Below are 23,317 nucleotides of genomic sequence, written 5' to 3'. Positions count from 1 at the left end.
ATCAAGGGGCGGGGAGGGGTGGCAAGACGGTGCGACAATCGCTATCTCGCCGCCATGAGCGAAGCCGATCCCCTCGCGGCCGTGCCGCGGCAGCGAAAGCCCGACTGGATCCGGGTCAAGGCGCCGGTAAGTGCCGGATTTACCGAAACCCGCAAGCTGATGCGCCGTCTCAATCTCGCCACCGTCTGCGAGGAGGCCGCCTGCCCGAACATCGGCGAGTGCTGGACCAAGAAGCACGCGACGGTGATGATCCTTGGCGACACCTGCACGCGCGCCTGCGCCTTCTGCAACGTCAAGACGGGGATGCCTCGACCCGTGGATCCGATGGAGCCGGAGCATGTCGCCGTTGCCGCCGCCGAGCTCGGTCTCGAGCATATCGTCGTCACCAGTGTCGACCGCGACGACCTGCCAGACGGCGGCGCGATGCAGTTCGTTCGGGTTATCGAGGCCTTGCGGCGAAACACGCCTTCGACCACAATCGAGATTCTGACTCCGGATTTTCGCAACAAATCTGAAGCGGCGGTGGAGAAGATCATTGCCGCTCGCCCCGACGTCTACAACCACAATCTCGAAACGGTACCGAGGCTCTATCCGACGATCCGCCCGGGAGCGCGATATTATGCTTCTTTGCGGTTGCTCGAGAGCGTGAAGCGCCACGATCCGTCGATCTTCACCAAGTCAGGGCTGATGGTCGGCCTCGGCGAACAGCGCCTGGAGGTCCATCAGGTGATGGACGACATGCGTTCGGCCGACGTCGATTTCCTCACCATGGGCCAGTATCTCCAGCCGACGCCTCGCCACGCCAAAGTCGAGGAGTTCGTTACGCCGCAGGCGTTCAGCGCTTATTCGGCCATCGCTCGCGCCAAGGGCTTCCTTCTCGTGGCGGCAAGCCCGCTGACGCGCTCCAGCTATCACGCCGGCGACGATTTCGCCAAGATGAAGGCAGCCCGCGAGGCGAGGCTGGCAGCGCTGCAGCCGGTCTGATGCCGCGTCACACCGAGAAGCGGCATCTACCTTACAGTCCGGAGCAGCTGTTCGACCTGGTCGCGGACGTCGGAAGCTATCCGCATTTCCTGCCCTGGGTCGCCGCCGTCCGGGTCCGGTCAGACAGCGACACGGAAATGATCGCCGATCTGGTCGTCGGCTTCAGGGCGCTGAAGGAAACCTTCACGTCCAGGGTGCACAAGAGGCGGCCGAACGAGATTACCATCGACTATATCGAAGGCCCGCTGAAATATCTTCACAACAGCTGGCGCTTCGAACCGGACGGCGAAGGGGGCACCCATGTCGATTTCTGCGTCGACTTCGCCTTCAAGAACCGGATTTTCGAAAGCCTGGCCGGCCAGATGTTTGACCGGGCGCTTCGCCGGATGATCGGGGCTTTCGAGGAACGGGCGGACTCGCTTTATGGCTCCGAGCTTCCCGGGAGCAGCAATTCGAGCGCGCAGACCGCCGCCTGAAACCTGACGCCAGCGCGTCCAAGGTCACCGAAATTCTTGCGGTCGGCAACGATCTCCTTCGGATCGGCATCACGTTCGGCGCGGGCGAAAACCACCGTTCCGACGGGCTTGAGTTCCGATCCTCCGCCGGGTCCGGCGATCCCGGTGATCGCCACTGCCACGTCGGCGCCGCTCTTCTTGAGGGCACCCTGGGCCATCGCCCAGGCGGCGGCGACGGAAACGCTTCCAAACGTCTCGATCACGTCACGGGCAACCCCGAGAAGGTCCATCTTCGCTTCGTTCGAATAGGTGACGAAGCCGGCCTGGAAGATGTCGGAACTGCCGGGAACCTCGGTCAGAGCGGCGGCGACGAGACCGCCCGTACAGCTTTCCGCCACGGCGATCGTTCGGCCGGCGGCGCGATTTTCTTCCAGGACACGCCGGCCGAGCTCGACGAGTTCATCGGGAAGGAGATGCCTGGACGAGTTCATGCCGCCGAAGGCGCAAGAGCGGTGACGAAGCACGGCGGGTTCATCATTTCTCCCTCACGAGAATAGTTGCGATCGCTTGGGCGGCGATTCCTTCGCCGCGCCCGGTGAAGCCGAGCCGCTCCGTCGTCGTTGCCTTGATGCTAACCCGCTCCAGGGGCAGCCGCAACAATCCGGCAATCCGCTCGCGCATCGCCTGTCGGTGCGGACCGACTCGCGGAGTCTCGCAAATAATCGTGGCGTCGACATGCGCTATCTCTCCGTGTCGCGCCTCCACCAGGTCGCGGGCATGTTCCAGGAACAGCGCCGAGTCCGCGCCACGCCACCGTGGATCGCTTGGCGGAAAATGATCCCCGATATCGCCGGCGCCGACGGCGCCGAGCAGCGCATCGGTCAAGGCGTGAAGGACGACATCGGCATCGCTATGCCCCACCAAGCCCCGATCGTGGGGGATCCGGATCCCGCCCAGCCACACTGCGTCGCCCGCACCAAACCGATGGACATCGAAGCCCATGCCGGTGCGCGGCACCCTGGAGGCAGCCAACCAACGCTCGGCGCGGTCGAAATCCGGTTCGTAGGTCAGCTTCTCCAGCATCGTGTCTCCGGTCACCGTTGCAACGGTGAGACCCGCCGCTCGCGCCATCTGGGCGTCGTCCGTCGCTTCGCCCCGTTCCCATTCGCGATGCACCCGAAGGATTTCGGGAAAATGAAAGGCCTGCGGTGTCTGCACGCGGACGATCTCGTCGCGAGGCACGGTTTCACCAAGCGCATTCTTTGCCCTGGCGAGGGTGTCGACCACCGGCAGCACGGGAACGGCCCCGTCACTGGTCTCCAGCGCCTTCAGCAATCGCCCGATCACCGGGGAGGGGACAAAGGGTCGGGCAGCGTCGTGGATGAGAACCCGATCCACCGAGTCGCAACGAGCAAGCGCCTCTAGGCCGTTCCTGACCGATTCACGCCGGCTGGCTCCGCCGAAAACAGGTGAGGGGAGGTCGAGACGGCCGACGGTCTCGTGAAAGGCCTCCTCCTGGTCGGGACCGATGACCACCTGGATGAGATCGACACCCTCAACTCGGAGGGATCGCACGGCATGGGCAAGCACGGGGTGCCCGCCGACCGGTCGGTACTGCTTGGGCGAAGTGCCTGCGCCTCCGCCGGCGCGGCTGCCGCTGCCGGCCGCGACGATCAGTGCCGCCGTTATGCCCCGACTCTCCATCGCCGGCCCGACTAGCCGAGCCCAACCTTGCCCGCCAGCGCCTTTCACCCTATCTCCCGAAGCCCATGCCGCGCCTGAAACCCATCGAGATCGGTCCCGTTCGGATCGAAACGCCAGTCATTCTGGCGCCGATGACCGGCGTCACCGACATGCCGTTCCGCCGGCTCGTGAAACGCTATGGCGCAGGTCTCACCGTGACAGAGATGATCGCCAGCCAGGCGGCCATTCGCGAAACCCGCCAGTCGCTCCAGAAGGCGGCCTGGGATCCGGTCGAAGAGCCGGTATCGATGCAGCTTGCCGGCTGCTCCCCCATCGAAATGGCCGAGGCCGCGAAGCTCAACGAGGATCGCGGCGCCGCCATCATCGACATCAACATGGGCTGCCCGGTGAAGAAGGTCGTCAATGGCGATGCGGGATCTGCGCTGATGCGCGACCTGAAGCTTGCCGCGGCGATCATCGATTCGACGGTCCGGGCCGTGCAGGTGCCGGTCACCCTCAAGATGCGCATGGGGTGGGACCATAACAGCCTCAACGCGCCGGAGCTTGCCCGAATCGCCGAGGATCTCGGAGTCCGGATGATCACGGTCCATGGCCGCACCCGGTGCCAGATGTACAAAGGCGAGGCCGACTGGGCATTCATTCGCAAGGTCAAGGAAGCGGTCACGGTGCCGGTGATCGCCAATGGCGATATCAACTCGATCGAGGATGCCGATCGCGCCTTGGAACTGTCGGGCGCGGATGGGGTGATGATCGGGCGCGGCGCCTACGGCCGACCCTGGCTGCTCAGGCAGGTGATGCATTGGCTCGGCACCGGCCAGCGTCTGCCGGACCCGAGCCTCGACGAGCAGTTTGCCGTCATCATCGAGCAATATGACGCCATGCTCGAACTTTATGGTCCGGTGATTGGCGTCAATTGCGCGCGCAAGCATATCGGCTGGTACACCAAGGGCCTGCACGGCTCTGCCGAATTCCGCAACGCCTTCAACAAGGAAGGTGACCCGGGCAGGGCCCGTGCCATGTTGCGCGATTTCTACGCTCCCTGGCTCAGCAAGGCCGCCGCCTGAGCGACCGGACCGGCTTGCACTGCGGTGAGTGGCTCAAAGACTGTGTTCTTTGTGCCACATTGATGTGCTAGAGCCGCGCTGTGAACGCCGAAGCAGCGATTCAAGTCGACACCCGGCCGCGCTGGCGGCGACGTCTCGCAGTGACCTTCCGACGTCACGGCTTCATTCCGCTCATCGAAGTCGCTGCCCTTGTCGCACTGCTCGCGACCATTGCCGTGGCCTATCACGCGGTTACCGGCAGGGAGAGCGGCTCGCTGCTCAAGCCTCCGATGGTGGCGATGCTGCTGGTCGCGACACTCGTGCCAGCGATGGCGCTCATGGTCCTTCTGGCTCGTCGTCTTGCCAAGCGCCGGGCGGCGAAGTCGCCGCTCGGGATGAAGAGCCGCTTGCCGGTGAGACTGGTGGCGATCTTCTCTGTCATTGCCAGCGTTCCGACGGTGCTTGTGGTCATCTTTGCGTCGATGCTCTTCCAGAGCGGCGTCGAGTTCTGGTTTTCGGAGAGAGCGCGGACCGTACTCGAAAGCTCAGGGAGAGTCGCGCAGATCTATGTAGACGAGAATAAAGAGCGCATCACCAGAGAGCTGATCGCGATGGGTGGCGACGTTGTCGCCGATATCAATGAGTTCGGCTTGGAAAGCCCGATCTTCCAAGAGGCATTGTTCCGCCAGGTCGTTCTGCGTGATCTCAGCGAAGCAGCCATCATCTCCGTTAGCAGCAGCGGCGAACTACAGATCCAAGCGCTGGTCAACCTGGATAGCAGACCGCTGGAGCGGCGCTTGCCTCCACAAGTGCGCCAATCCCTCAGCGGTGGAGAGCCCCGCGTGGTGACGGATGCCGGCGATCGCATCGAAGCCGTGATAAAACTCGATCCAAGTGCGGAGATCTATCTCTACATTTCGCGTGCTCTGAACGAGGCCGCGCTCCAGCAGTGGCGCGAGGCACAAAGCGCGGCGAGTGCCTATGCCCGGACTCTCAATCGGTCGCGCGATCTTCAGCTGAGATTCAACGCGATTCTCCTGCTCGTTTCTCTCTTGATCGTCGCAATATCGATTTGGATCGCGTTAAAGCTGGCCGAGCGGCTGGTGCGACCGATGGGGCAGTTGGTGGACGCGGCCCGCCATGTCACTGCTGGCGATTTGTCGGTGCGGGTCCCGGTCACCGACACCAAGGACGAGATTGCGACCCTCGGCAGTGCTTTCAACCGGATGACCCGGCGGCTCGAGGAGCAGACGGGAGCACTCAGAACGGCCAACACCCAGCTTGAGAGTCGCCGCGCCTTCATCGAGGCCGTGCTCTCCGGCGTGACTGCTGGCGTCATCTCCGTCGGCGAAGATCATGTCGTCCAACTGATCAACAGCTCGGCCGAAGCCCTTCTGAAGACCGGAGGCCAGAGTCCGGTCGGCCAGAAGCTTGCGGATCTGGCTCCGGAACTCGACCGGCAGCTCAGCGCCGAGGGTCGGGAGGACATCATCCAGTTCGCGTCGACGGGTGAGCCGCGCACCCTCGCCGTCAAGACCGTGAAGGTGAAGGGCGGCTACGTGCTCACTTTCGACGACATCACCGAGCAGCTACTGGATCAGCGGCGCGCCGCCTGGTCCGACGTGGCTCGACGGATCGCCCATGAGATCAAGAATCCGCTGACACCGATCCAGCTCGCTGCCGAGCGGCTCCAGCGCCGCTACACCGATGAGGTGAAGTCCGACCCGGCCACCTTCGAGCGTCTGACCGGAACCATCGTCCGGCAGGTTGGCGATCTCAGGCGGATGGTCGACGAATTCTCCTCCTTCGCGCGAATGCCGAAGCCGACCTTCCAGGAAGAGCCGCTGACGGAAATCGCGCGCCAGGCCCTGTTCCTTCACGAGGTCGCTCATCCGGAAATAGATTTCTTCCTGGACGCGCCGGAATCTCCCGTTCGACTGGTTTGCGACCGGCGGCTTCTCGGTCAGGCGCTGACCAACGTCGTCAAGAACGCGGTGGAAGCGATCCAGCAGAAGCAGGAACAGGAAGGTTCTTCCGAAGGACGGGAGCGGGTTGCGATGGTTATCCGAGAGCAGGAGGGCAAGCTCGCAATCGAGGTATGCGACACCGGAGTCGGCCTCCCCACGGAACGCGGTCGCCTGACGGAGCCTTATATGACGACTCGGGTGAAGGGAACGGGACTGGGGCTCGCCATCGTCAAGAAGATCGTGGAGGAACATTTCGGTCAGATGGAGTTCGACGATCGGCCGGGAGGTGGCTCCATCATCCGGTTCCTGTTCGATCCGGAGGTCCTGGGCCGGCTTCGCGGGACGACCGCGAGGCACACTGAAGACAATGTAGCAAGTGGCTGATTATATATGGCTTTGGATATCCTCATAGTTGATGACGAGCAGGACATCCGGGATCTTGTCTCGGGCGTACTCGAAGACGAGGGCTATACGACCCGCACCGCCGCGGACAGCACCGAGGCGTTGCAGGCCCTGGCCGATCGGCGACCGTCGCTCGCCTTGCTGGATGTCTGGCTGCAGGGCTCCAAGCTCGACGGGCTCCAGCTTCTGGAGGAGATGAAGCGGCGCGATCCCTCGCTTCCGGTCCTCGTCATATCGGGTCACGGCAATCTCGACACGGCGGTCGCGGCGATCAGGCAGGGGGCGGTCGACTTCATCGAGAAGCCGTTCGAAGCGGGGCACCTCGTTCACCTCGTCGCCCGTGCGACCGAGACGGAGCGGCTCCGGCGCGAAAATGAGGCGCTTCGGCAGCAGGTCGGCAACGACATGGAGCTGACCGGCTCAAGCGCCGCGATCAACAATGTGCGGGCAACGCTGAAGCGAGTCGCCGCAACCGGCAGCCGAGTGCTGGTTTCCGGTCCAGCGGGGGTCGGCAAGGAAGTCGCGGCCCGCTTGCTCCACAATTGGAGCCCTCGGGCGGTGGGACCGTTCATCGTCGTCACCGCGGCTCGGATGACTCCGGAGCGCGTGGAGGAGGAATTGTTCGGCGTGGAGGAGGGCGGCGAGCTTTCCCGTCCCGGTTTGCTCGAGCAAGCCCATGGCGGAACCCTGTTCCTCGACGAAATCGCGGACATGCCGCTTTCCACCCAGGGCAAGATTCTTCGCGTGCTTACCGATCAGAGCTTCACGAGGGTGGGGGGACAGCGGACGGTAAAGGTGGATATGCGGGTCGTGTCCTCGACGGCGCGAAACCTGCCGGAGGAGATAGCCGGCGGTCGCTTCCGCGAAGATCTCTATTATCGTCTGAACGTCGTGCCCGTCCACCTGCCAGCGCTTGCCGAGCGGCGGGAGGACATTCCGGCGCTGGTCGATCATTTCGCTGCCCGTTATGCGGCCGACCAGCGCGTGCCGACACCGCGCGTATCGGCTGACGCCATGGCGGCGCTTCAGGCCTATGACTGGCCCGGCAATGTCCGCCAGCTGCGCAACGTCATCGAGCGGACGATGATCCTCGCACCCGGAGACCGCATCGGCTGCATCGAGATGGACATGCTGCCGCCGGAAATACTGGACGAGCAGACGCAGCTCACGCCGAGCGAGGCCGTCAAGGCCATCATGGGCACACCGCTTCGCGAAGCGCGTGAAACCTTCGAGCGCGAATATCTGAAAGTTCAGATCCGGCGTTTCTCCGGGAACATCTCGCGCACGGCGAACTTCATCGGCATGGAGCGGTCGGCGCTGCATCGCAAGCTCAAGGCCCTTGGCCTTGGCGACACGCGCGGCGACGGCGGCGAATAGCTTCGCGGCGGTGGGCGTGATATTGGCTTCCCGCCACGGATCGCGTGTGCGGGTGCGGGAGAATGAGAATGGCCGACAAGGTCAACAACCTGCAGGACATGTTCCTCAACACGCTTCGGCGGACCAAGACGCCGGTGACGATGTTCCTGGTCAAGGGCGTCAAGCTGCAAGGGATCATCACCTGGTTCGACAATTTTTCGGTGCTGCTCCGGCGGGACGGGCAGGCGCAGCTGATCTACAAGCACGCGATATCGACCATCATGCCGGCGCAGCCGGTCGACCTTGGCGAACTTCGCAAGCTGTTCGAGGAGCAGCTCGACAAGAAGAAGCCGACGCTGCTGCAGGAAGTCTTCCTCACCGCGGTTCGCCGTTCAGGCGAACCGGTGACGATGTTCCTCGTCAATGGCGTCATGCTCCAGGGAGAGATCGCCGCCTTCGACCTGTTCTGCATGCTCCTGGAGCGCGACGGTCTGTCCCAGCTCGTCTACAAGCATGCCATCTCGACGGTGCAGCCTGAACATCCGGTCAGCCTGGTCGATCCGCAAGGTGAGGAGTCCGAAGCCTGAGCGTTTTCAATCGCGACGATTCCGAGTTCGCACGCGGGGCCAGGGCCGTGATTGCCCTGCCCGATCTCGGCAGGGAGGCGAAGCGCGACATTTCGGCCCGGCTCGAGGAAGCGGCGGGGCTTGCCGAGGCGATTGGTATCGAGGTCGAGGAGAAGCTGCATTTCCGGGTGCGGCAGCCGCGTCCGGCAACCCTGTTCGGATCAGGCCAGGTCCAGCAGATTGCCGAAGCCGTCCGGCTTGCCGAAGCCGAGCTGTTGATCGTCGACGGGGCCATTTCCCCGGTCCAGCAGAAGAATCTTGAAGATGAGACAAAGGCAAAGGTCATCGACCGGACCGGACTGATTCTGGAGATCTTCGGCGAACGCGCCGCGACTTCGGAGGGCCGCTTGCAGGTGGAATTGGCCCATCTCGACTATCAGGCTGGCCGACTCGTCCGGTCCTGGACTCACCTTGAGCGGCAGCGCGGTGGCTTCGGCTTCCTCGGCGGGCCCGGCGAAACCCAGATCGAGGCGGACCGGCGACTGATCCGGGATCGAATGGCCAAACTGCGACGAGAGCTCGAACAGGTGTCCCGAACTCGCAACCTCCATCGAGCCCGCCGCCAGCGCGCTCCGTGGCCGGTCATTGCCCTTGTCGGCTACACCAATGCCGGCAAGTCGACCCTGTTCAACAGGCTGACTCGAGCGGAGGTGCTGGCGGAGGATCTCCTTTTCGCGACTCTCGATCCGACCATGCGGGAGATTGACGTTCCGGGCATCGACAAGGCGATTCTTTCCGATACGGTGGGCTTCATTTCCGAACTGCCGACCCAGCTCGTCGCGGCCTTTCGAGCGACACTGGAGGAGGTCGTTGCCGCCGACCTCATCGTCCATGTCCGCGACATCTCTCACCCGGACAGCGACGCGCAGCGGCAGGACGTCGAGCAAGTCCTGGAGGAGATCGGTGCCGTCCGCGAAGGCGGCGCACCGCTCATCGAAGCCTGGAACAAGATCGACACTCTCGCCGGCGAGGAAGCGGAACGGGTTCGCTCCGAAGCGGCTCGCCGAGAGGATGTCGTTGTGCTCTCGGCATTGTCCGGCGAGGGCGTGGAGGCTCTATTGGCCTGTGCCGCAAACCATTTGCGCAAGGGCGCACCGGTGCGCACGGTGACTCTCGACGCAAGCGACGGCGAGGCGATGGCCTGGCTCCACGCTCATGGAGAGGTTCTGAGCCAGCAGCAGGACGGCATCCGGAACCGGCTGGAGGTCCGCTTGTCCGACACCGATTGGGCTCGGTTCAAGGCGCGCCAGACGGAGCGCGCCTAGACCAGCTTCTTGGCCTTCTGCCAAAGCGCTTCTAATTCAACAATATCCATATTTTTCAGTGGCTTGCTGGACAATTCTTCTACCTTGCGGAAACGCCGTTCGAACCGGGCGACCGCCTCTCGAAGAGCCGTCTCGGGATTGACCTTGAGGTGACGAGCATAGTTCACGACGGCGAAGAGCAGGTCGCCGACCTCTGATTCCCGTTCAGCGTCGTTTTCCGCCTGCTCGATCTCCTGAAGCTCTTCGTCGATCTTCTGCCGCGGCCCTTCGGCATCCGGCCAGTCGAAGCCGACCTGGGCGGCCCGCCGCTGGATCTTCTCCGCGCGCTTGAGGGCGGGAAGGGCGAGGGCCACGCCGGCGAGCGCGCTGCGATCGTCCTGGTCCTCGCGCTCGGCGGCCTTGAGCGCTTCCCAGCCCGGGCTTTGTCGGGCGTCGGAAAAGATATGGGGATGTCTTCGGATCATCTTCCCGACGATCGAGACAAGGACGTCATGGAGACTGAAGGCGCCGAGTTCCTCCGCAATCCGCGAATGATAGACGACCTGAAGCTGAAGATCGCCGAGCTCGTCCTTCAGCGCCGCCATATCGCCGCGGCGAATAGCGTCGTCGACCTCATAGGCTTCCTCAATCGTGTAAGGCGCGATCGTTTCGAACGTCTGTTCGCGGTCCCATTCGCAACCATCTTGCGGGTCGCGCAATCGGGCCATGACGTCGATCAGTTCGGCGAGGGCCGCCGGGGCAGAAAGAGCGTCAGATGAGGACATGACAAAGTCCGATAATATACATTATGTTAAATCCAGGTCGATCAGGAAGCGAGCCGCGACGGCCCGGCCGTTGTGCGCAGGACTTTGGAAGCCGCCGTCTCCGATCCTTCCGACGATTCCCGCGCCTGGCCGGAGCGCATGATCAAGGTTCTTCCTTCGACGCTCCATCCCGACAGGCTCGAAAGGAAGTTCATTCCGATGACATTGAGGTCGCCGAACGCGTCCGAGATGTGGACCGCGACATTGCGTCGGCCGATCGGCCCGACCTTCAGCGACTGCGCCCGACCTCGGTCGACCACGACGATGCCGTTCGCTGTCTGTACCATCGCCCCGAAGCCGCGGCTCGGCTCGATGCCCGCCCGCTGGGCCGTTTCCCGCGAAATGCTCGTCGTCGTCGCACCGCTGTCGACCAGAAAGCGCACCGGCTCGCCGTTCAGCTCGGCGTTGACCCAGAAATGCCCGTCCGGCGACTGGCGCACGCGCACCTCTCCGGCTTCGCTCTGTTGCTCCACACCGCCGCGAGTCTCGAGCAGCACCCGATTTCCAAGCGCCAGGAACTCGTCCTTCAGGGTGAAGACGACGAAGGCGGCGCCGAAGATGAGCACCCAGCCGATGAACATCTTCAGGCCTTGCGCGATCGGTATTCGGCGCACCATCAAGGCGCTGACGACGAGGACCAGAACCCCGATAAGATAAATGAAATGAACGGCTTGATCGCCATCATTCACAGCTGGATCTCCAAACCGTCGAAGCCGGGCTCGACTCCGCTCGGCAGCTCGGCCGCGAGGGTCCGATAGTCCATGCTGTTGTCCATGTGCGTCAATATAGCGCGGCCCGGGCGGATTTCGCCAATCCATCGCAGCGCCTGTTCCAGGTGGGGATGGGTCGGATGCGGCCGGCGGCGGAGCGCATCGACCACCCAGACGTCAACCCCCGCAAAAAGCTCGGCCATTTCAGCGGTCAGGGCGTTGCAATCCGTGGAATAGCCGACCGATTTGCCGCCCGCGTCGAACCGAAGCCCAGCGCTTGTGATCTCGCCGTGCGGCTGATCGACGGCGCGGACCTGGATCGGGCCGATCTCGAACCCCTCGGGAAGCGGCGAAACATCGACGATGGCGGGATAGCCCGCAGCGCTCCCGTCGAAAATATAGTCGAAGCGTCGGGTCAGGACCTCCAGCGTCTGCGGCCGCGCATAGCCGGCAATGGGTGAACCACGATGATGGAAGATCGCGCGCAAATCGTCGATCCCGTGGCAATGATCGGCATGGTCGTGAGTCCAGATCACGGCGTCCAGGTTCGAGATCTCCGCGTCGAGAAGTTGCTCGCGAAGATCCGGCCCCGTGTCGACGAGAATCCGGCACTCCTGATGCTCGACGCAGATGGAAACACGCCGGCGACGGTTCTTCGGTTCGGCGGGGTCGCACTCGCCCCAGTCATTGCCGATCCGCGGCACTCCGAACGAAGTACCGCAGCCGAGAATGCGAAGCTTCATGGCTTGCCCTTCCCAGCTTGAAGTGGGCGGCAGCCCCCTCGCCTCATGCCGCGGCCTTGGCGAACAGCCGATGGAAATTGTCGGTCGTTGCGGCCGCCAGCGAGTCCAGCGACTCGCCTCTCAGCTCTGCCAGGAACCGGGCAGTATCGGCCACATAGGCCGGCTCGCAGGGCTTCCCCCGGTGCGGCACCGGAGCCAGGAAAGGTGAGTCGGTCTCGATCAGCAGCCGCTCGAGGGGAATTGTCCTCGCCGTTTCCTGAAGTTCGCGGGCATTCCTGAACGTCACGATCCCGGAGATCGAGATGAACAGTCCCAGTTCCAGGACCTTGTCGGCAAAATCCGCGCTGGCGGTGAAGCAGTGGATCAGCGCCGGGTAGCGCCCCTTCCCCATCTCTTCGGCGAGGATCTCGAACGTGTCCTGTTCAGCGTCCCTCGTGTGGACGATCAACGGTAGCTGAGTTGCGCGGGCGGCGGCGATATGCGCCCGGAAGCTTTGCCGCTGCCGTTCGCGATCGCTATGGTCGTAATAATAATCGAGGCCGCTTTCGCCGATGCCGATCACCTTCGGATGGCCGGCTTTCTCGACCAGGATTTCGGCCTGGACGTCGGGGTGAAGGTCTGCCTCGTGCGGGTGGATACCGATTGACGCCATGACGTCGGGTTCGCGCTCCGCGGTGGCGATCACCGAGTCCCATTCGCTGGCCCGGGTGGAAATGTTGAGCATCCGGGTCACGCCCGCCGCTCTTGCGCGTTCGAGTACGCCCGCTTGATCCTCGATCAGGCCCTTATAGTTCAGATGGCAGTGGCTATCGACGAACATGGTCACGCCTGTAGCGTCCCGACCCGAATGCGTCACCGTTGCTGCGGGCGATCGAGGGACATGACGGTTCGATCATTCTCACGCCTCGGCGGGCAGCTCCAGCTTGGGGAAGATGGGCGTCGGCGCCGCCAGCCTGAATCCGGAAGCGGCCAGTCGCTGGTAGCTGGCGGCATCCTCGAGCGCTCCATAGCCCCGCTCAGCTTCGGGAATGCCCATCAGGTCGAGCAGCTTCGCTGCCGATGCCGGAACGACCGGGCTGATGGCGATGGCCAAGTCGCGGATCGCCTGGAAAAGCGTTGCCAGCACCGCATTCATCCGCTCCGGGTCGGACTTGCGCAGGCTCCACGGCGCCTGAGCATCGATATACTGGTTGCAGGCGAAGACCGCCTTCAGCCAGCTTTCGATGCCCTGCGACAACTGAAGAGCGTCGAAATGAGCGGGCAGATCGCGGCGGCAGACGTCGCGTACGAGGTTCAGCAACGTCTCGTCGGCAGGATCCCCCTTGCCGTCGACTGGGAGTATCCCGTCGCAATTCTTTGCGATGAAAGACAAAGTTCTCTGCGCCAGATTGCCGAAGCTGTTGGCGAGGTCGGCATTGACGCGGTTGACGATCGCTTCCGAACTGTAGCTGCCGTCCTGGCCGAAGGTGACCTCCCGAAGCAGGAAATAGCGCAGCTGGTCGACGCCGAAGAGACGAATGAGATCGTTCGGGTCGACGACGTTGCCGACGGACTTGGACATCTTCTCGCCGCGCGACAGAAGCCAGCCATGGCCGAACACCTGCTTCGGCAGCGGCAAGCCCGCCGACATCAGGAAAGCGGGCCAGTAGACGGCGTGGAAACGGACGACGTCCTTGCCGATCACATGCACGTCGGCGGGCCAGTATTTCTCCCAGGCCTCGCCGCCATCTGGATAGCCTATCCCGGTCAGGTAGTTGGTCAGGGCGTCCAGCCAGACGTACATGACGTGATTGTCGCTGCCGGGGACTTTGACGCCCCAGTCGAAACTGGTCCGGGAAATCGACAGGTCCGACAATCCGCCTTCGACGAAGCGAAGCACCTCGTTGCGGCGGCTTTCCGGCCGGATGAAGTCCGGATGGGCCGAATAGTGAGCGAGCAGTTGGTCCTGATAGGCGGAAAGTCGGAAGAACCAGCTCTCTTCGACCGTCCACTCCACTTCCGTGCCCTGGGGCGACAGGCGCTCGCCGCTGTCGGCGGTGATCAGCTCCTTTTCGTCATAATAGGCCTCGTCGCGAACCGAGTACCAGCCCTCGTAGCGGCCGAGATAGATATCGCCCTTGTCGGCCATCGCCTTCCAGATGGCTTGGCTGGCCCGGTGGTGGGTCGGTTCCGTCGTTCGGATGAAGCGATCGAACGAGATATTCAGCTTCTCGTCCATCTCTCGGAAATAACTGGACATCTCACTCGCGAGCTGACCGGGTTCGACGCCTCGCTCGCGCGCGGCCTGAGCCATTTTCAGGCCATGCTCGTCCGTGCCCGTCAGGAAGAAGACGTCGCGGCCGCGCATCCGCTGGAAGCGGGCGATGGCGTCGGTGGCGATCGCCTCGTAAGCGTGCCCGATATGCGGACGACCGTTCGGATAGCTGATCGCGGTGGTGATGTAGAAAGGCTTGCCCATTTGCACTCGCGCCTAGCGGGGATGGGCCGACCGATAAAGCCCCTCCCCAGCGGTTCGCACACTCGTTAGGCGGCCCTCCCCTGTTTCCCTGGCGCAAGGGCGGCAAGAAGGCCGGCCAGTTCGAAGACGGTGCTCTGCGTGTCGAGCGACAGCCGCCGGGCATTCGCTGCCAGGGACGTCGCCCGCTCCCACAAGGCGAGCGCCTCCGCAAGCGAACTTCCCCGTCGCTCCCTCGCGATCGAGGCAATCAGGGAGGGCGCCCGGACGAGAAAGGCCTCGTAGCGCGGCTGCGCCGACTTGAGCGAAAGGCTCTGGGCAAGCGCGGCCCGCCTGATGTTGGTCGGATCGCCCTCTCTCACCAGTTCGGCCAGCATCCGGTCGAGCGAGTCGATGTCGAGTCCGCGGTAGGCGATGGCTCGGCCGGGCGCCCCCTCCCCCACTTCGATGAGAGCCCGGATCTCCTCGTCGTCGGCATCGGGCAAGGCCGTGCGTAAGGCTGACGCCATGGCGGCACTGTCGAGGCGTGCGAGACGAAGCACTCGGCAGCGCGATCGGATCGTCGGCAGAAGCCGCTCGGGAGAATGGCTGACGAGAAGGAAGAGCGTGCTGGGTGGCGGTTCCTCCAGGTTCTTGAGCAGGGCGTTGGCGGCGTTCCGCTCGAGATCGTCCACCGAATCGATCACGACCGCCCGCCATGGCGACAGGGAGGGCGTCGTGGCGAATAGCCGCTGTAGTCGCCGAACCTGATCGACCGTGATCGATCGTGCGAGATCGGTACCGCTTTCGCGGGTAAGGCGCTCCAGACGCACCAGGTCCGGATGGCTTCCGGCCGCCACCAATCGGGCGGTTGGATGCTCGCCCGGAACGTCGAGTCCGGCAGCGTCGATCGGTGGTCCCGCCCCTTCGGCGAGAACCCGCAACGCGGCCTTGTCGGCGAACAGCGCCTTGCCGATCCCTTCCGGACCGGTGATCAGCCAGGCATGATGGAGCCGGCCACTGTCCAGACCGGTTCGAAAGGCCGCCACCGCCCGGTCGTGGCCATGGAGCGGAATCACAGCAGATCCTCGATCGCCGCGATCAAGCGCGCCGTCACTTCTTCGGGCCTCCCCGTCGCTTCGACGATTCGAAAGCGGTCCGGCTCTTCATCGGCGAGACGATCGAACGCGGCAGCGACGGCCCTGTGATAGGCTGGACCCCGACTTCCGATCAGGTCGGCGCCATTGCGGTCGCGTTCCTCGGCACGGCGGCTTGCCTCCGCCTCGGGAAGCCGCAGCAGCAGCGTCCGATCCGGCATGAATCCCTTGCTCCCGAAATCGTGCAATCGGCGGATCTCCTCGAAGCCGAGGCCGCCAGCGCCGCCTTGATAGGCAATCGAGCTGTCGAGAAAGCGATCGGAGACCACCCATTGCCCCGCGGCGAGTGCGGGCTTGATCTTGCGTTCGACATGATCGGCCCGAGCCGCCGCAAACAGCAGCGCTTCGGCCCGTGGAGTCCATTCCACTTCGTGCAGCAGCAGATTCCGGATGGCCTCGGCGCCAGCGCTCCCGCCGGGTTCGCGGGTTTCGATCACCTCGAGGCCGCGGGCGCGAAGGGCTTCGGCAAGAGCTCTGAGCTGGGTCGATTTGCCGACCCCTTCCCCACCTTCAAGTGTCAGGAAACGGCCGGTCACGCTCGGCCGCCATTCATGCGAACAGGCTCTTCAGCCCTGTCCAGATCCGGCGGAAGAAGCCCGCTTCGCCAACGGCCTGCTCGGCAAGCAAGGGCGTCACCTGGGCAGGCATGCCTTCCACCTGAACGTGCAGATCGGCGATATGCTGCCCCTGCTGGATCGGAGCCTTTACCGGCCCCTGATAGACGATCCGCGCCCTGACATTCTGCCCGAGCCCCGAAGGATAGGTTACGGCAAGGTTGCGCGGCGCCACCAGTCCGACGCTGTCGTCGTCACCCAGCTGGACCTGGGCCTCGCCGATTCTCTCCCCCTGGCGGAGCAGGGGCCGAGTCTGCCAGGCGCGGAAACCCCAGTCCATGAACTTGACCGATTCCTCGATCCGCTGATTGAAGCTGTCGAGCCCCGCGACCACCATGACGATCCGCCGGCCATTCTGTTCGGCCGAGCCGGTAAAGCCGTAGCCTGCCTCGGCCGTGTGGCCGGTCTTCAGGCCATCGGCACCAGCAACCCGTCCGAGCAGGGGATTCCGATTGCCCTGGGTAATCGGCTGGTTGCCCCCCAACGTCCGGCCCCAGGTGAACTCACGCTGGCCGTAATATTCGCGATAGAGTTCAGGATGATTGCGGATGGTTGCGGCGGCCAGCGTCGCCAGGTCCCGCGCGGTGGTGTAGGTCACGCCATTGTCCGGCCATCCGACCGGATTGCCCCAGTGCGAATTGCGAAGCCCCAGTTCGCGCGATTCCCGGTTCATCAGCGCGACGAAGGCCGCTTCGGTGCCGGAAATGCACTCGGCGAGCACGACGGTGGCGTCATTGCCCGAAAGGGTGACGATCCCGTGGAGCAGGTTGCTCACGCTGACCTGCTCGCCGGGCGAAAGGAACATGGTCGAACCTGCCTCGGGCCCGTGCCAGCGCTGCCAGGTTTCCGGACGGACCGTGCACATCCGGTTCGGCTGCAGTTCGCCGCTTTTCAGCAGATCGAACACGACATGGGTGGTCATCATCTTGGCCATCGAGGCGGGAGGGATCCGGCGCTCGGCGTCCTTGGCGTACAATATGGCGCCGGATGACAGGTCGACCATGTAGGCGATCGGAGCCGCGGTCTCGAACGGCGGCGTCGAAGCCGTGGCCGGAAGGCTGATCGCGGATGTGAAGGCAAGCAGATACAGAGGTTTGCGCAGCATAGTTCAGGTCGTTCCTCGGGCCTTTAGCGGGAAACCGAATCGGCGAGCAGGCCGACGGTCAAGGCGTAGAAGTTGGAGCAGTTATAGTCGAGGATCGTGCGGTAGTTGTTGGTCAACAGATAGGCGGTTCCGCCGGGGCCGTCAGGCTCGAGAAGCGAGGCCATCGCATCGTCCGGGATGCCGCTGCCGAGCGGTACGACTCCCCGGCGCCGCCATTCCGCCATGGTCAACCAGCGGCTGTGGCGTTCGAACACGCGCGGGCAGCGTGGAGCACGCAGGCGGTTGGCCACCGAGGCGCGATCGAAGCCGGCAGGCACTCGCGCCGCGACGCCCCAGCTTTGCCCCGGCCGCCAGCCGGCGCTGCGCAGATAGTTGGCGATCGAGGCGAGCGCATCGAGTTGGCTTCCCCAGATGTCGGCCCGCCCGTCGCCGTCACCGTCGACCGCCAGACGAATGTAGACGGACGGGAGAAACTGCGACTGGCCGGTCGCGCCGGCCCAGCTCCCGCGTAGCCGCGAGCGAGGAAAGCCGCGATCCATCATCTTCAGCGTGGCAATGAATTCCTGAGTGAAGAGTTCGCGGCGGCGGCCCTCATAGGCCAGGCTCGCAAGGGAGTTGAGGAGGTCGAAATCGCCCATGATCGATCCGTAGCTCGTCTCCTTGCCCCAGATCGCCACGAGGACGGAAGGCGGCACCCCGTAGCGACGTCCGATCTCGTTCAACTGCCCGATATTGGCCGAATAGCGTTGGCGGCCGCGATCGATCAGGGCGGACGTGAGATGGCGAGCGCGATAAGGCGCAAAGGGCGGGGTCGCCGTGCTTCCGCTGCTACCGCCCGGCTGGGCCCGGTCGAGCTCGATCGTCCTGGGAGAGAAAGTGAGTTCGGGAAAGACTCGTTCGATCGTCGCCCGGCTCACCCCGGCGCGCTCGGCTTCGGCTCGGAGCCGTGGCAGATAGGCCTGGAATCCGGCTTGGCTGAGGCCGCTTGGCTGAGCCATTGCCGGCGTTTCGGGGAAACCCAGCATCGTCCCGTCACCCAAGCGCCCCGCCGGGAATCCCGCTACCAGCAGGGCCGCTCCAAGAACCGTCTTTCCGATACGCATACTTCGTCCTCTTCCTCCGGCCCCTATATGACACGTGCTGTCCGCAAGGTGAAAGCATAAGAGCGCGTGGCTTGCACGTATGGCCGCGCCGGGGCTATCCGCGGTCATCTGGACAGGTGGCCGAGTGGTTTAAGGCAGCGGTCTTGAAAACCGCCGTGGGTTCACGCCCACCGTGGGTTCGAATCCCACCCTGTCCGCCACCGCAGCGGGCTCCCTTTCTAACTTGAATCAGCCAACTGTTCCGGAACCCCAATCATCTCTAGCCGTTTGAGGCGACACGATAATCCTCGTCCTTGCGCGGCCCGGCGCGGGGATCCGCGTGCAGGAGACATTTGTGGGGGACGGACCGCTATTCTTCGGTGCCGAAACGGACGCCGCGACCCGGCTTCTGACTCAGCCCGTCAGGGTGATCGAGACCGGCGTCTACAGGGGGCCCCATTATTACAGTCACACCCCGATGGTCCGGATCCAGGTCGATCTGGGGCGGATGGAGGATTGGCCGTCCGATCGCATCGATGGCTTCGCCGATCGCCTGCTCGAGACGTTGCCCGGGCTGGATCGGCATGGCTGTTCCTACGGCCGCCGCGGCGGATTCGTCCGCCGGCTGAAGGAAGGAACCTGGCTCGGCCATGTCGTCGAGCATGTTGCGCTTGAGCTGCAGACTCTTGCCGGAGACACCGTCACTCGAGGCAAGACTCGGTCGGTCAGCGGGCACCCAGGGCGCTACAATGTCATGTTCGCCTATCGCGACGATCGGGTTGCCCTTGCGGCCGGGCGGTTCGCGCTCGAGCTCGTCGATTCTTTGCTCCCGGACCAGCTTCGCGGGGTCGAGGGTCTCGAAAAGATCCATGAAGCCGACGGCGAGTTCACACTGGAAGGGCGGCTCGAAGCTTTGAAGCGTCTGGTGCGGGAGACGAGTTTCGGGCCCACCACTCAGGCGCTGCTCGACGAAGCTACCCGACGCGGCATTCCTATCGTTCGACTTGACAACAAGAGTCTTATCCAGCTGGGATACGGCCGGCGGCAGCAACGCATTCGCGCCAGCATCACCGGCAGAACTTCGTTCGTCGCGGTTGAAATCGCCGGCGACAAGAATCTCACCAAGAAGCTTCTTGCCGATAGCGGGCTTCCGGTGCCTCGGGGAATGGTGGTCCGGAGTATCGATGAAGCCCTGCGTGAAGCACGGCGCCTCGGCTGGCCGCTCGTGACCAAGCCGCTCGACGCCAATCACGGCCGCGGAGTCACCACCGGAATAGACGACGAGGCCAAGCTTCGGTTCGGTTTCGAGCTGGCCCGGGAACATGGCCGCCAGGTCATCGTCGAGCAATATTTCAGCGGTCGGGATCACCGCATCCTTGTCGTCGATGGTCAGGTCGTGGCGGTTGCCGAGCGAGTACCTGCCCAGGTGGTCGGAGACGGCGAAAGCACCATCGCTCAGCTCATCGAAAAGGTGAACCAGGACCCGCGTCGCGGCGACGGTCATGAAAAGGTGATGACGAAGATCAAGGTGGACGCCCACCTCGTCGAGTTCATCGCGCGCTCGGGACTCACCATCGACAGCGTTCCGGCGCTCGGCGAGAAGGTCGACCTTCGTGCCACCGCAAACCTCTCCACCGGAGGAACGGCGATCGACCGGACCAACGATATCCATCCGGAGAACCTGGAGATCGCGCGCCGGGCTGCAGCGATCATCGGCCTCGACATTGCCGGGATCGACTTCATCGCCCCGGATATCAGCAAGTCGGTTCGCGAGACGGGCGGCGGAATCATCGAGGTCAATGCGGCTCCCGGCTTCCGGATGCATCTGGAGCCGTCGGAGGGGCCGCCCCGCGACGTTGCCCGTCCGGTGATCGACATGCTGTTTCCGCGCGGTTCACGTGGCCGGATCCCGATCATCGCCATCACCGGCACGAACGGCAAGTCGACGGTCGGGCGGATGGTCAACCATATCCTGCGCTACACCGGCGTGACGGTCGGCCTCACCTCGACCAGCGGAGTCTACGTCAACGACGTGCTCGTCTCCGAAGGCGATGCGACTGGACCGCGAAGTGCGCGCATGGTGCTTCGCGACCCGAGCGTCGACGTTGCGGTCCTCGAAACCGCGCGCGGGGGGCTGTTGCGCGAAGGCCTGGCTTTCGACGAGGCCGACATTGCCGCCGTTCTGAACGTCTCCGCGGACCATCTGGGTCTCAACGGTATCGATACGCTTGAAGACCTCGCTTATGTCAAATCGCTGATCGCCGAGACGGTGCCGCGAAGCGGCGCAAGCATCCTCAATGCCGACGACCGTCTCACGGCCAAGATGGCGCGCCGGGTAGGAGGCGAGATCATCTGGTTCTCGCTGAAAGGCGGCGACAACATGCCGGATTGCCTTCGCCGGCACATCGACGCCGGCCGCCGTGCCGTGGTTCGCGAGCCAGGGCCTGAAGGCGGCTGCATCATCCTCCATCATGGCGGACGGCGCGAAGTGATCATGCCCGCTGCGGACATTCCCGCGACCTTGCATGGCGCTGCCGGCTTCAACGTCGCCAATGCACTTGCCGCCTGCGCGATCGCCGTCGCTCATGATGTTCCTTTGCTGACGATCCGCTCCGCGCTCGCCACCTTCCGTTCGAGTTTCGAACAGAATCCCGGCCGCCTGAACGTTCACGATGCGCACGGATTCCGGATCATCGTCGACTACGCCCACAATGCCGCCGGTCTTTCCGCTCTGGGAGAGCTGATCGACGGCCTGAGGCACCGCTACAGGCGAACGATGGGCGTGATCTCGATCCCCGGCGACCGGCGGGACGAGGATATATTGGAGGTTGGACGGATTGCCGCAGGCATCTTCGACGAGCTCTACTTTCGGGAGGATCCGTCCACTCGCGGACGGCCCCGCGGCGAGATCATGAACCTGCTGAAGCAGGGTGCCCTGAAAAGCGGCGCTCGACCGGATCGGCTCCATCTGATTGCCGGGGAGCGTGAAGCGACCTCAGCGGCGCTTCGGGCCGGAAGGCAGGGCGACTTGCTGGTCATCACCCCTTCCGATGTCTTTGCGGCCTGGCAGCAAGTGTGCGAGTTCGTTCCGTCCCAGCTCGACCACTCGGTCGTCCATCAACCCTTGTACGCGGCTGAATAGGATGGGGCGGCCGACAGGTTGGGCACTCGCGGTTCATGGCGGAGCCAAGCAGATCGAAGCCGGTGAGGAGGAAGCGCATCGCAGGGGATGTCTCGAGGCGCTGGCCGCGGCCCAGAGCATACTCGAACAAGGCGGGAGCGCCGTCGACGCCGTCGAAGCGGCGGTGCGTGTCCTCGAACGGAATCCGACGTTCAATGCCGGGCGCGGATCCGAGCTGAACCAGGCCGGTCAGGTGGAAATGTGTTCCGGGATCATGCGCGGCAGCGACCTAGCCGTCGGCGCCGTGGGAGCCATAAAGGAGGTCTGCCACCCGGTGAGCGTTGCGAAGATGCTGCTGGACGAGGATTGGGTGCTGATTTCCGGTGAAGGCGCCACTCGGTTCGCACGGGAGCGGGGCGCCGAAATCTGCAGCCACCAGGATCTCATCACGGAAAAGAAGCGCGAGGCCGCCGAGGCCCACGATACGGTCGGTGCGGTCGCGCTGGATGAACAAGGCAATCTGGCGGCGGCCACCTCCACCGGCGGACTGACGGGTCAGCCGGTCGGTCGGATGGGCGACAGCGCCCTGCCCGGCGGCGGCTATTATGCGGACAATCATGTCGGCGCAGTGGTATTGACCGGAGACGGCGAAGGGCTCGCCCGGATCGCGGCGGCCTCGCAGATCATGCATCACCTCCCTGAGATCGAACCGGAGGAGGCTCTGCGGCGCGTCCTTGACCGACTTCCGCACATGGGAGGTGACGGCGGCGGCATAGCGCTGACGAAGACGGGGAAGATCGGCTGGTGGCACAACAGCCCTCACCTTTCGATCGCCATCGCCACGAGCGATGAACCGGACGGCAAGGTGTGGCTGAGCAAGGAAGAGATATGAACGAGACCCGCCGGCAGGGCTGCCTCATCATCATCGGCGGTGGAGAGGATCGCGATCCGAGGGGAAAGCGCGACATATTGCGAGAGGTTGCGCGGCGGCTCCATGGCGGCAAACTGGTCCTCGCGACCGTGGCGAGCCACCAGCCCGAAGGCTATTTCGACGAATATGAGGAGGCGTTCGCCGACTTGGGAATTGGCGAACTGGTCGAGCTGTATGTGGAAGACCGCACGGAGGCCGGCGATCGCGACAAGCTTGCCGTTCTCGACGACGCTGCCGGCATTTTCTTCTCTGGCGGCGATCAACTTCGAATCACGAGCCAGATTGGCGACAGCGGCATCGAGGCGAAGGTGCGCCGACTGTACGAGCGCGGCGGCCTCGTCGCGGGCACATCGGCCGGTGCGTCGGTGATGAGCGACATGATGCTGGTCCGCGGCACCAGTTCGGAAACCCACCGCATCGGTGACCTTCATATGGCACCGGGTCTCGGGCTCGTTCGTGATGTGATCATCGACCAGCATTTCGCCGAGCGCGGCCGCTTCGGGCGACTGATCGGCGCGGTTGCCCATAATCCTCGAGTGCTTGGGATCGGAATCGACGAGGACACGGCCGCGATCGTCGATGGCAACGAGTTCGAAGTTCTCGGTAGCGGAGCCGTCTATGTGGTGGATGGCTCGACGGTGAGCCACTGCAATCTGGCCGAAGCCGAGCCCGAGCGGGTGCTGTCGATGCACAACGTTCGAGTCCACGTCCTCGGCACCGGCGACCGCTTCGACCTGCGGGAGCGAACGCCGATACCCTCCCGCCGCTAGCGCACTTTCCTCCCGCTCCTCTAGCGGCTAGGCCTCCGCAGATTC

Annotated in this window: 21 protein-coding genes and 1 tRNA gene; 11 read left to right on the top strand and 11 right to left on the bottom strand. The window is 64.0% G+C overall.

Features of this window, described 5'->3' with window-relative positions; translation table 11 throughout:
* The first annotated feature begins 54 nt into the window (after nucleotides 1–54).
* Together lipA and ACRYLT_RS14005 are read left to right on the top strand one after the other, a co-directional pair.
* The gene (gene lipA / locus ACRYLT_RS14010) at nucleotides 55–984 is read left to right on the top strand and encodes a lipoyl synthase (RefSeq protein ID WP_482665455.1); all 930 of its coding nucleotides are present in this window, start codon (nucleotides 55–57) and stop codon (nucleotides 982–984) included.
* Nucleotides 984–1,460 (top strand): type II toxin-antitoxin system RatA family toxin, encoded by a 477-nt coding sequence (locus tag ACRYLT_RS14005; RefSeq protein WP_482664700.1) that lies wholly within the window; start codon nucleotides 984–986, stop codon nucleotides 1,458–1,460. The genes lipA and ACRYLT_RS14005 overlap by 1 nt, the downstream gene beginning before the upstream one ends.
* Here ACRYLT_RS14005 and ACRYLT_RS14000 read toward each other — a convergent pair.
* Both ACRYLT_RS14000 and ACRYLT_RS13995 read right to left on the bottom strand, forming a co-directional pair.
* The gene (locus ACRYLT_RS14000; RefSeq protein ID WP_482664699.1) at nucleotides 1,406–1,930 is read right to left on the bottom strand and encodes a CinA family protein; all 525 of its coding nucleotides are present in this window, start codon (nucleotides 1,928–1,930) and stop codon (nucleotides 1,406–1,408) included. The two genes, ACRYLT_RS14005 and ACRYLT_RS14000, sit on opposite strands and share 55 nt — an antisense overlap.
* Nucleotides 1,931–1,973: 43 nt before the next feature.
* Nucleotides 1,974–3,143, bottom strand: a complete 1,170-nt coding sequence (locus ACRYLT_RS13995; protein WP_482664698.1) for a bifunctional 2-C-methyl-D-erythritol 4-phosphate cytidylyltransferase/2-C-methyl-D-erythritol 2,4-cyclodiphosphate synthase — start codon at nucleotides 3,141–3,143, stop codon at nucleotides 1,974–1,976.
* Between the two features lie 65 nt (nucleotides 3,144–3,208).
* Here ACRYLT_RS13995 and dusB point away from each other — a divergent pair, with 65 nt between their 5' ends.
* The 5 genes from dusB to hflX all read left to right on the top strand — a co-directional run bounded on the left by dusB (nucleotide 3,209) and on the right by hflX (nucleotide 9,802).
* Complete coding sequence (gene dusB, locus ACRYLT_RS13990; protein ID WP_482664697.1) at nucleotides 3,209–4,207, top strand: tRNA dihydrouridine synthase DusB; 999 nt, start codon at nucleotides 3,209–3,211, stop codon at nucleotides 4,205–4,207.
* A gap of 80 nt (nucleotides 4,208–4,287) precedes the next feature.
* Nucleotides 4,288–6,537, top strand: a complete 2,250-nt coding sequence (locus ACRYLT_RS13985) for a sensor histidine kinase (protein WP_482664696.1) — start codon at nucleotides 4,288–4,290, stop codon at nucleotides 6,535–6,537.
* Nucleotides 6,538–6,543: 6 nt separating this feature from the next.
* Nucleotides 6,544–7,932 carry a nitrogen assimilation response regulator NtrX gene (gene ntrX / locus ACRYLT_RS13980; RefSeq protein ID WP_482664695.1) on the top strand — a complete coding sequence of 463 codons (1,389 nt, stop codon included), beginning with the start codon at nucleotides 6,544–6,546 and terminating at the stop codon, nucleotides 7,930–7,932.
* Between the two features lie 68 nt (nucleotides 7,933–8,000).
* On the top strand, nucleotides 8,001–8,498 hold the full coding sequence (hfq, locus tag ACRYLT_RS13975; RefSeq protein WP_482664694.1) for an RNA chaperone Hfq: 498 nt from the start codon (nucleotides 8,001–8,003) through the stop codon (nucleotides 8,496–8,498).
* Nucleotides 8,495–9,802, top strand: coding sequence for a GTPase HflX (gene hflX / locus ACRYLT_RS13970; protein WP_482665454.1), 1,308 nt, complete (start codon nucleotides 8,495–8,497; stop codon nucleotides 9,800–9,802). The genes hfq and hflX overlap by 4 nt, the downstream gene beginning before the upstream one ends.
* Here hflX and mazG read toward each other — a convergent pair.
* The 9 genes from mazG to ACRYLT_RS13925 all read right to left on the bottom strand — a co-directional run bounded on the left by mazG (nucleotide 9,799) and on the right by ACRYLT_RS13925 (nucleotide 18,393).
* A complete protein-coding gene (mazG, locus tag ACRYLT_RS13965; protein WP_482664693.1) occupies nucleotides 9,799–10,566 on the bottom strand; it encodes a nucleoside triphosphate pyrophosphohydrolase in 768 nt (255 codons plus the stop codon). The genes hflX and mazG overlap by 4 nt on opposite strands.
* Before the next feature lie 41 nt (nucleotides 10,567–10,607).
* Entirely contained in the window at nucleotides 10,608–11,294 is a 687-nt protein-coding gene (locus tag ACRYLT_RS13960; RefSeq protein WP_482664692.1) for a retropepsin-like aspartic protease family protein, read from the bottom strand.
* A complete protein-coding gene (locus ACRYLT_RS13955) occupies nucleotides 11,291–12,058 on the bottom strand; it encodes an MBL fold metallo-hydrolase (RefSeq protein ID WP_482664691.1) in 768 nt (255 codons plus the stop codon). The genes ACRYLT_RS13960 and ACRYLT_RS13955 overlap by 4 nt, the downstream gene beginning before the upstream one ends.
* A 43-nt stretch (nucleotides 12,059–12,101) precedes the next feature.
* A complete protein-coding gene (locus tag ACRYLT_RS13950) occupies nucleotides 12,102–12,878 on the bottom strand; it encodes a TatD family hydrolase (RefSeq protein ID WP_482664690.1) in 777 nt (258 codons plus the stop codon).
* Between the two features lie 78 nt (nucleotides 12,879–12,956).
* Nucleotides 12,957–14,516, bottom strand: a complete 1,560-nt coding sequence (gene metG, locus ACRYLT_RS13945; protein ID WP_482664689.1) for a methionine--tRNA ligase — start codon at nucleotides 14,514–14,516, stop codon at nucleotides 12,957–12,959.
* Nucleotides 14,517–14,581: 65 nt separating this feature from the next.
* Nucleotides 14,582–15,571, bottom strand: coding sequence for a DNA polymerase III subunit delta' (locus ACRYLT_RS13940; protein ID WP_482664688.1), 990 nt, complete (start codon nucleotides 15,569–15,571; stop codon nucleotides 14,582–14,584).
* Nucleotides 15,568–16,185 (bottom strand): dTMP kinase, encoded by a 618-nt coding sequence (gene tmk, locus ACRYLT_RS13935; RefSeq protein ID WP_482664687.1) that lies wholly within the window; start codon nucleotides 16,183–16,185, stop codon nucleotides 15,568–15,570. The genes ACRYLT_RS13940 and tmk overlap by 4 nt, the downstream gene beginning before the upstream one ends.
* 13 nt (nucleotides 16,186–16,198) lie before the next feature.
* On the bottom strand, nucleotides 16,199–17,365 hold the full coding sequence (locus ACRYLT_RS13930) for a D-alanyl-D-alanine carboxypeptidase family protein (RefSeq protein WP_482665453.1): 1,167 nt from the start codon (nucleotides 17,363–17,365) through the stop codon (nucleotides 16,199–16,201).
* Between the two features lie 26 nt (nucleotides 17,366–17,391).
* A complete protein-coding gene (locus ACRYLT_RS13925; protein ID WP_482665452.1) occupies nucleotides 17,392–18,393 on the bottom strand; it encodes a lytic murein transglycosylase in 1,002 nt (333 codons plus the stop codon).
* 188 nt (nucleotides 18,394–18,581) lie between these two features.
* Here ACRYLT_RS13925 and ACRYLT_RS13920 point away from each other — a divergent pair.
* The 4 genes from ACRYLT_RS13920 (at nucleotide 18,582) to ACRYLT_RS13905 (ending at nucleotide 23,272) form a co-directional block, all read left to right on the top strand.
* Nucleotides 18,582–18,671, top strand: a tRNA-Ser gene (locus tag ACRYLT_RS13920).
* A gap of 134 nt (nucleotides 18,672–18,805) precedes the next feature.
* The gene (cphA, locus tag ACRYLT_RS13915; RefSeq protein ID WP_482664686.1) at nucleotides 18,806–21,592 is read left to right on the top strand and encodes a cyanophycin synthetase; all 2,787 of its coding nucleotides are present in this window, start codon (nucleotides 18,806–18,808) and stop codon (nucleotides 21,590–21,592) included.
* Nucleotide 21,593: 1 nt separating this feature from the next.
* Nucleotides 21,594–22,463 (top strand): isoaspartyl peptidase/L-asparaginase family protein, encoded by an 870-nt coding sequence (locus ACRYLT_RS13910; protein WP_482664685.1) that lies wholly within the window; start codon nucleotides 21,594–21,596, stop codon nucleotides 22,461–22,463.
* The gene (locus tag ACRYLT_RS13905; RefSeq protein WP_482664684.1) at nucleotides 22,460–23,272 is read left to right on the top strand and encodes a cyanophycinase; all 813 of its coding nucleotides are present in this window, start codon (nucleotides 22,460–22,462) and stop codon (nucleotides 23,270–23,272) included. The genes ACRYLT_RS13910 and ACRYLT_RS13905 overlap by 4 nt, the downstream gene beginning before the upstream one ends.
* Nucleotides 23,273–23,317 lie beyond the last annotated feature (45 nt).

This window comes from Sphingosinicella sp. SM1-17 (genome assembly GCF_056821765.1).
Note: the sequence above shows the minus strand (reverse complement) of the source record. Positions and strands in the feature narration are given on the sequence as shown.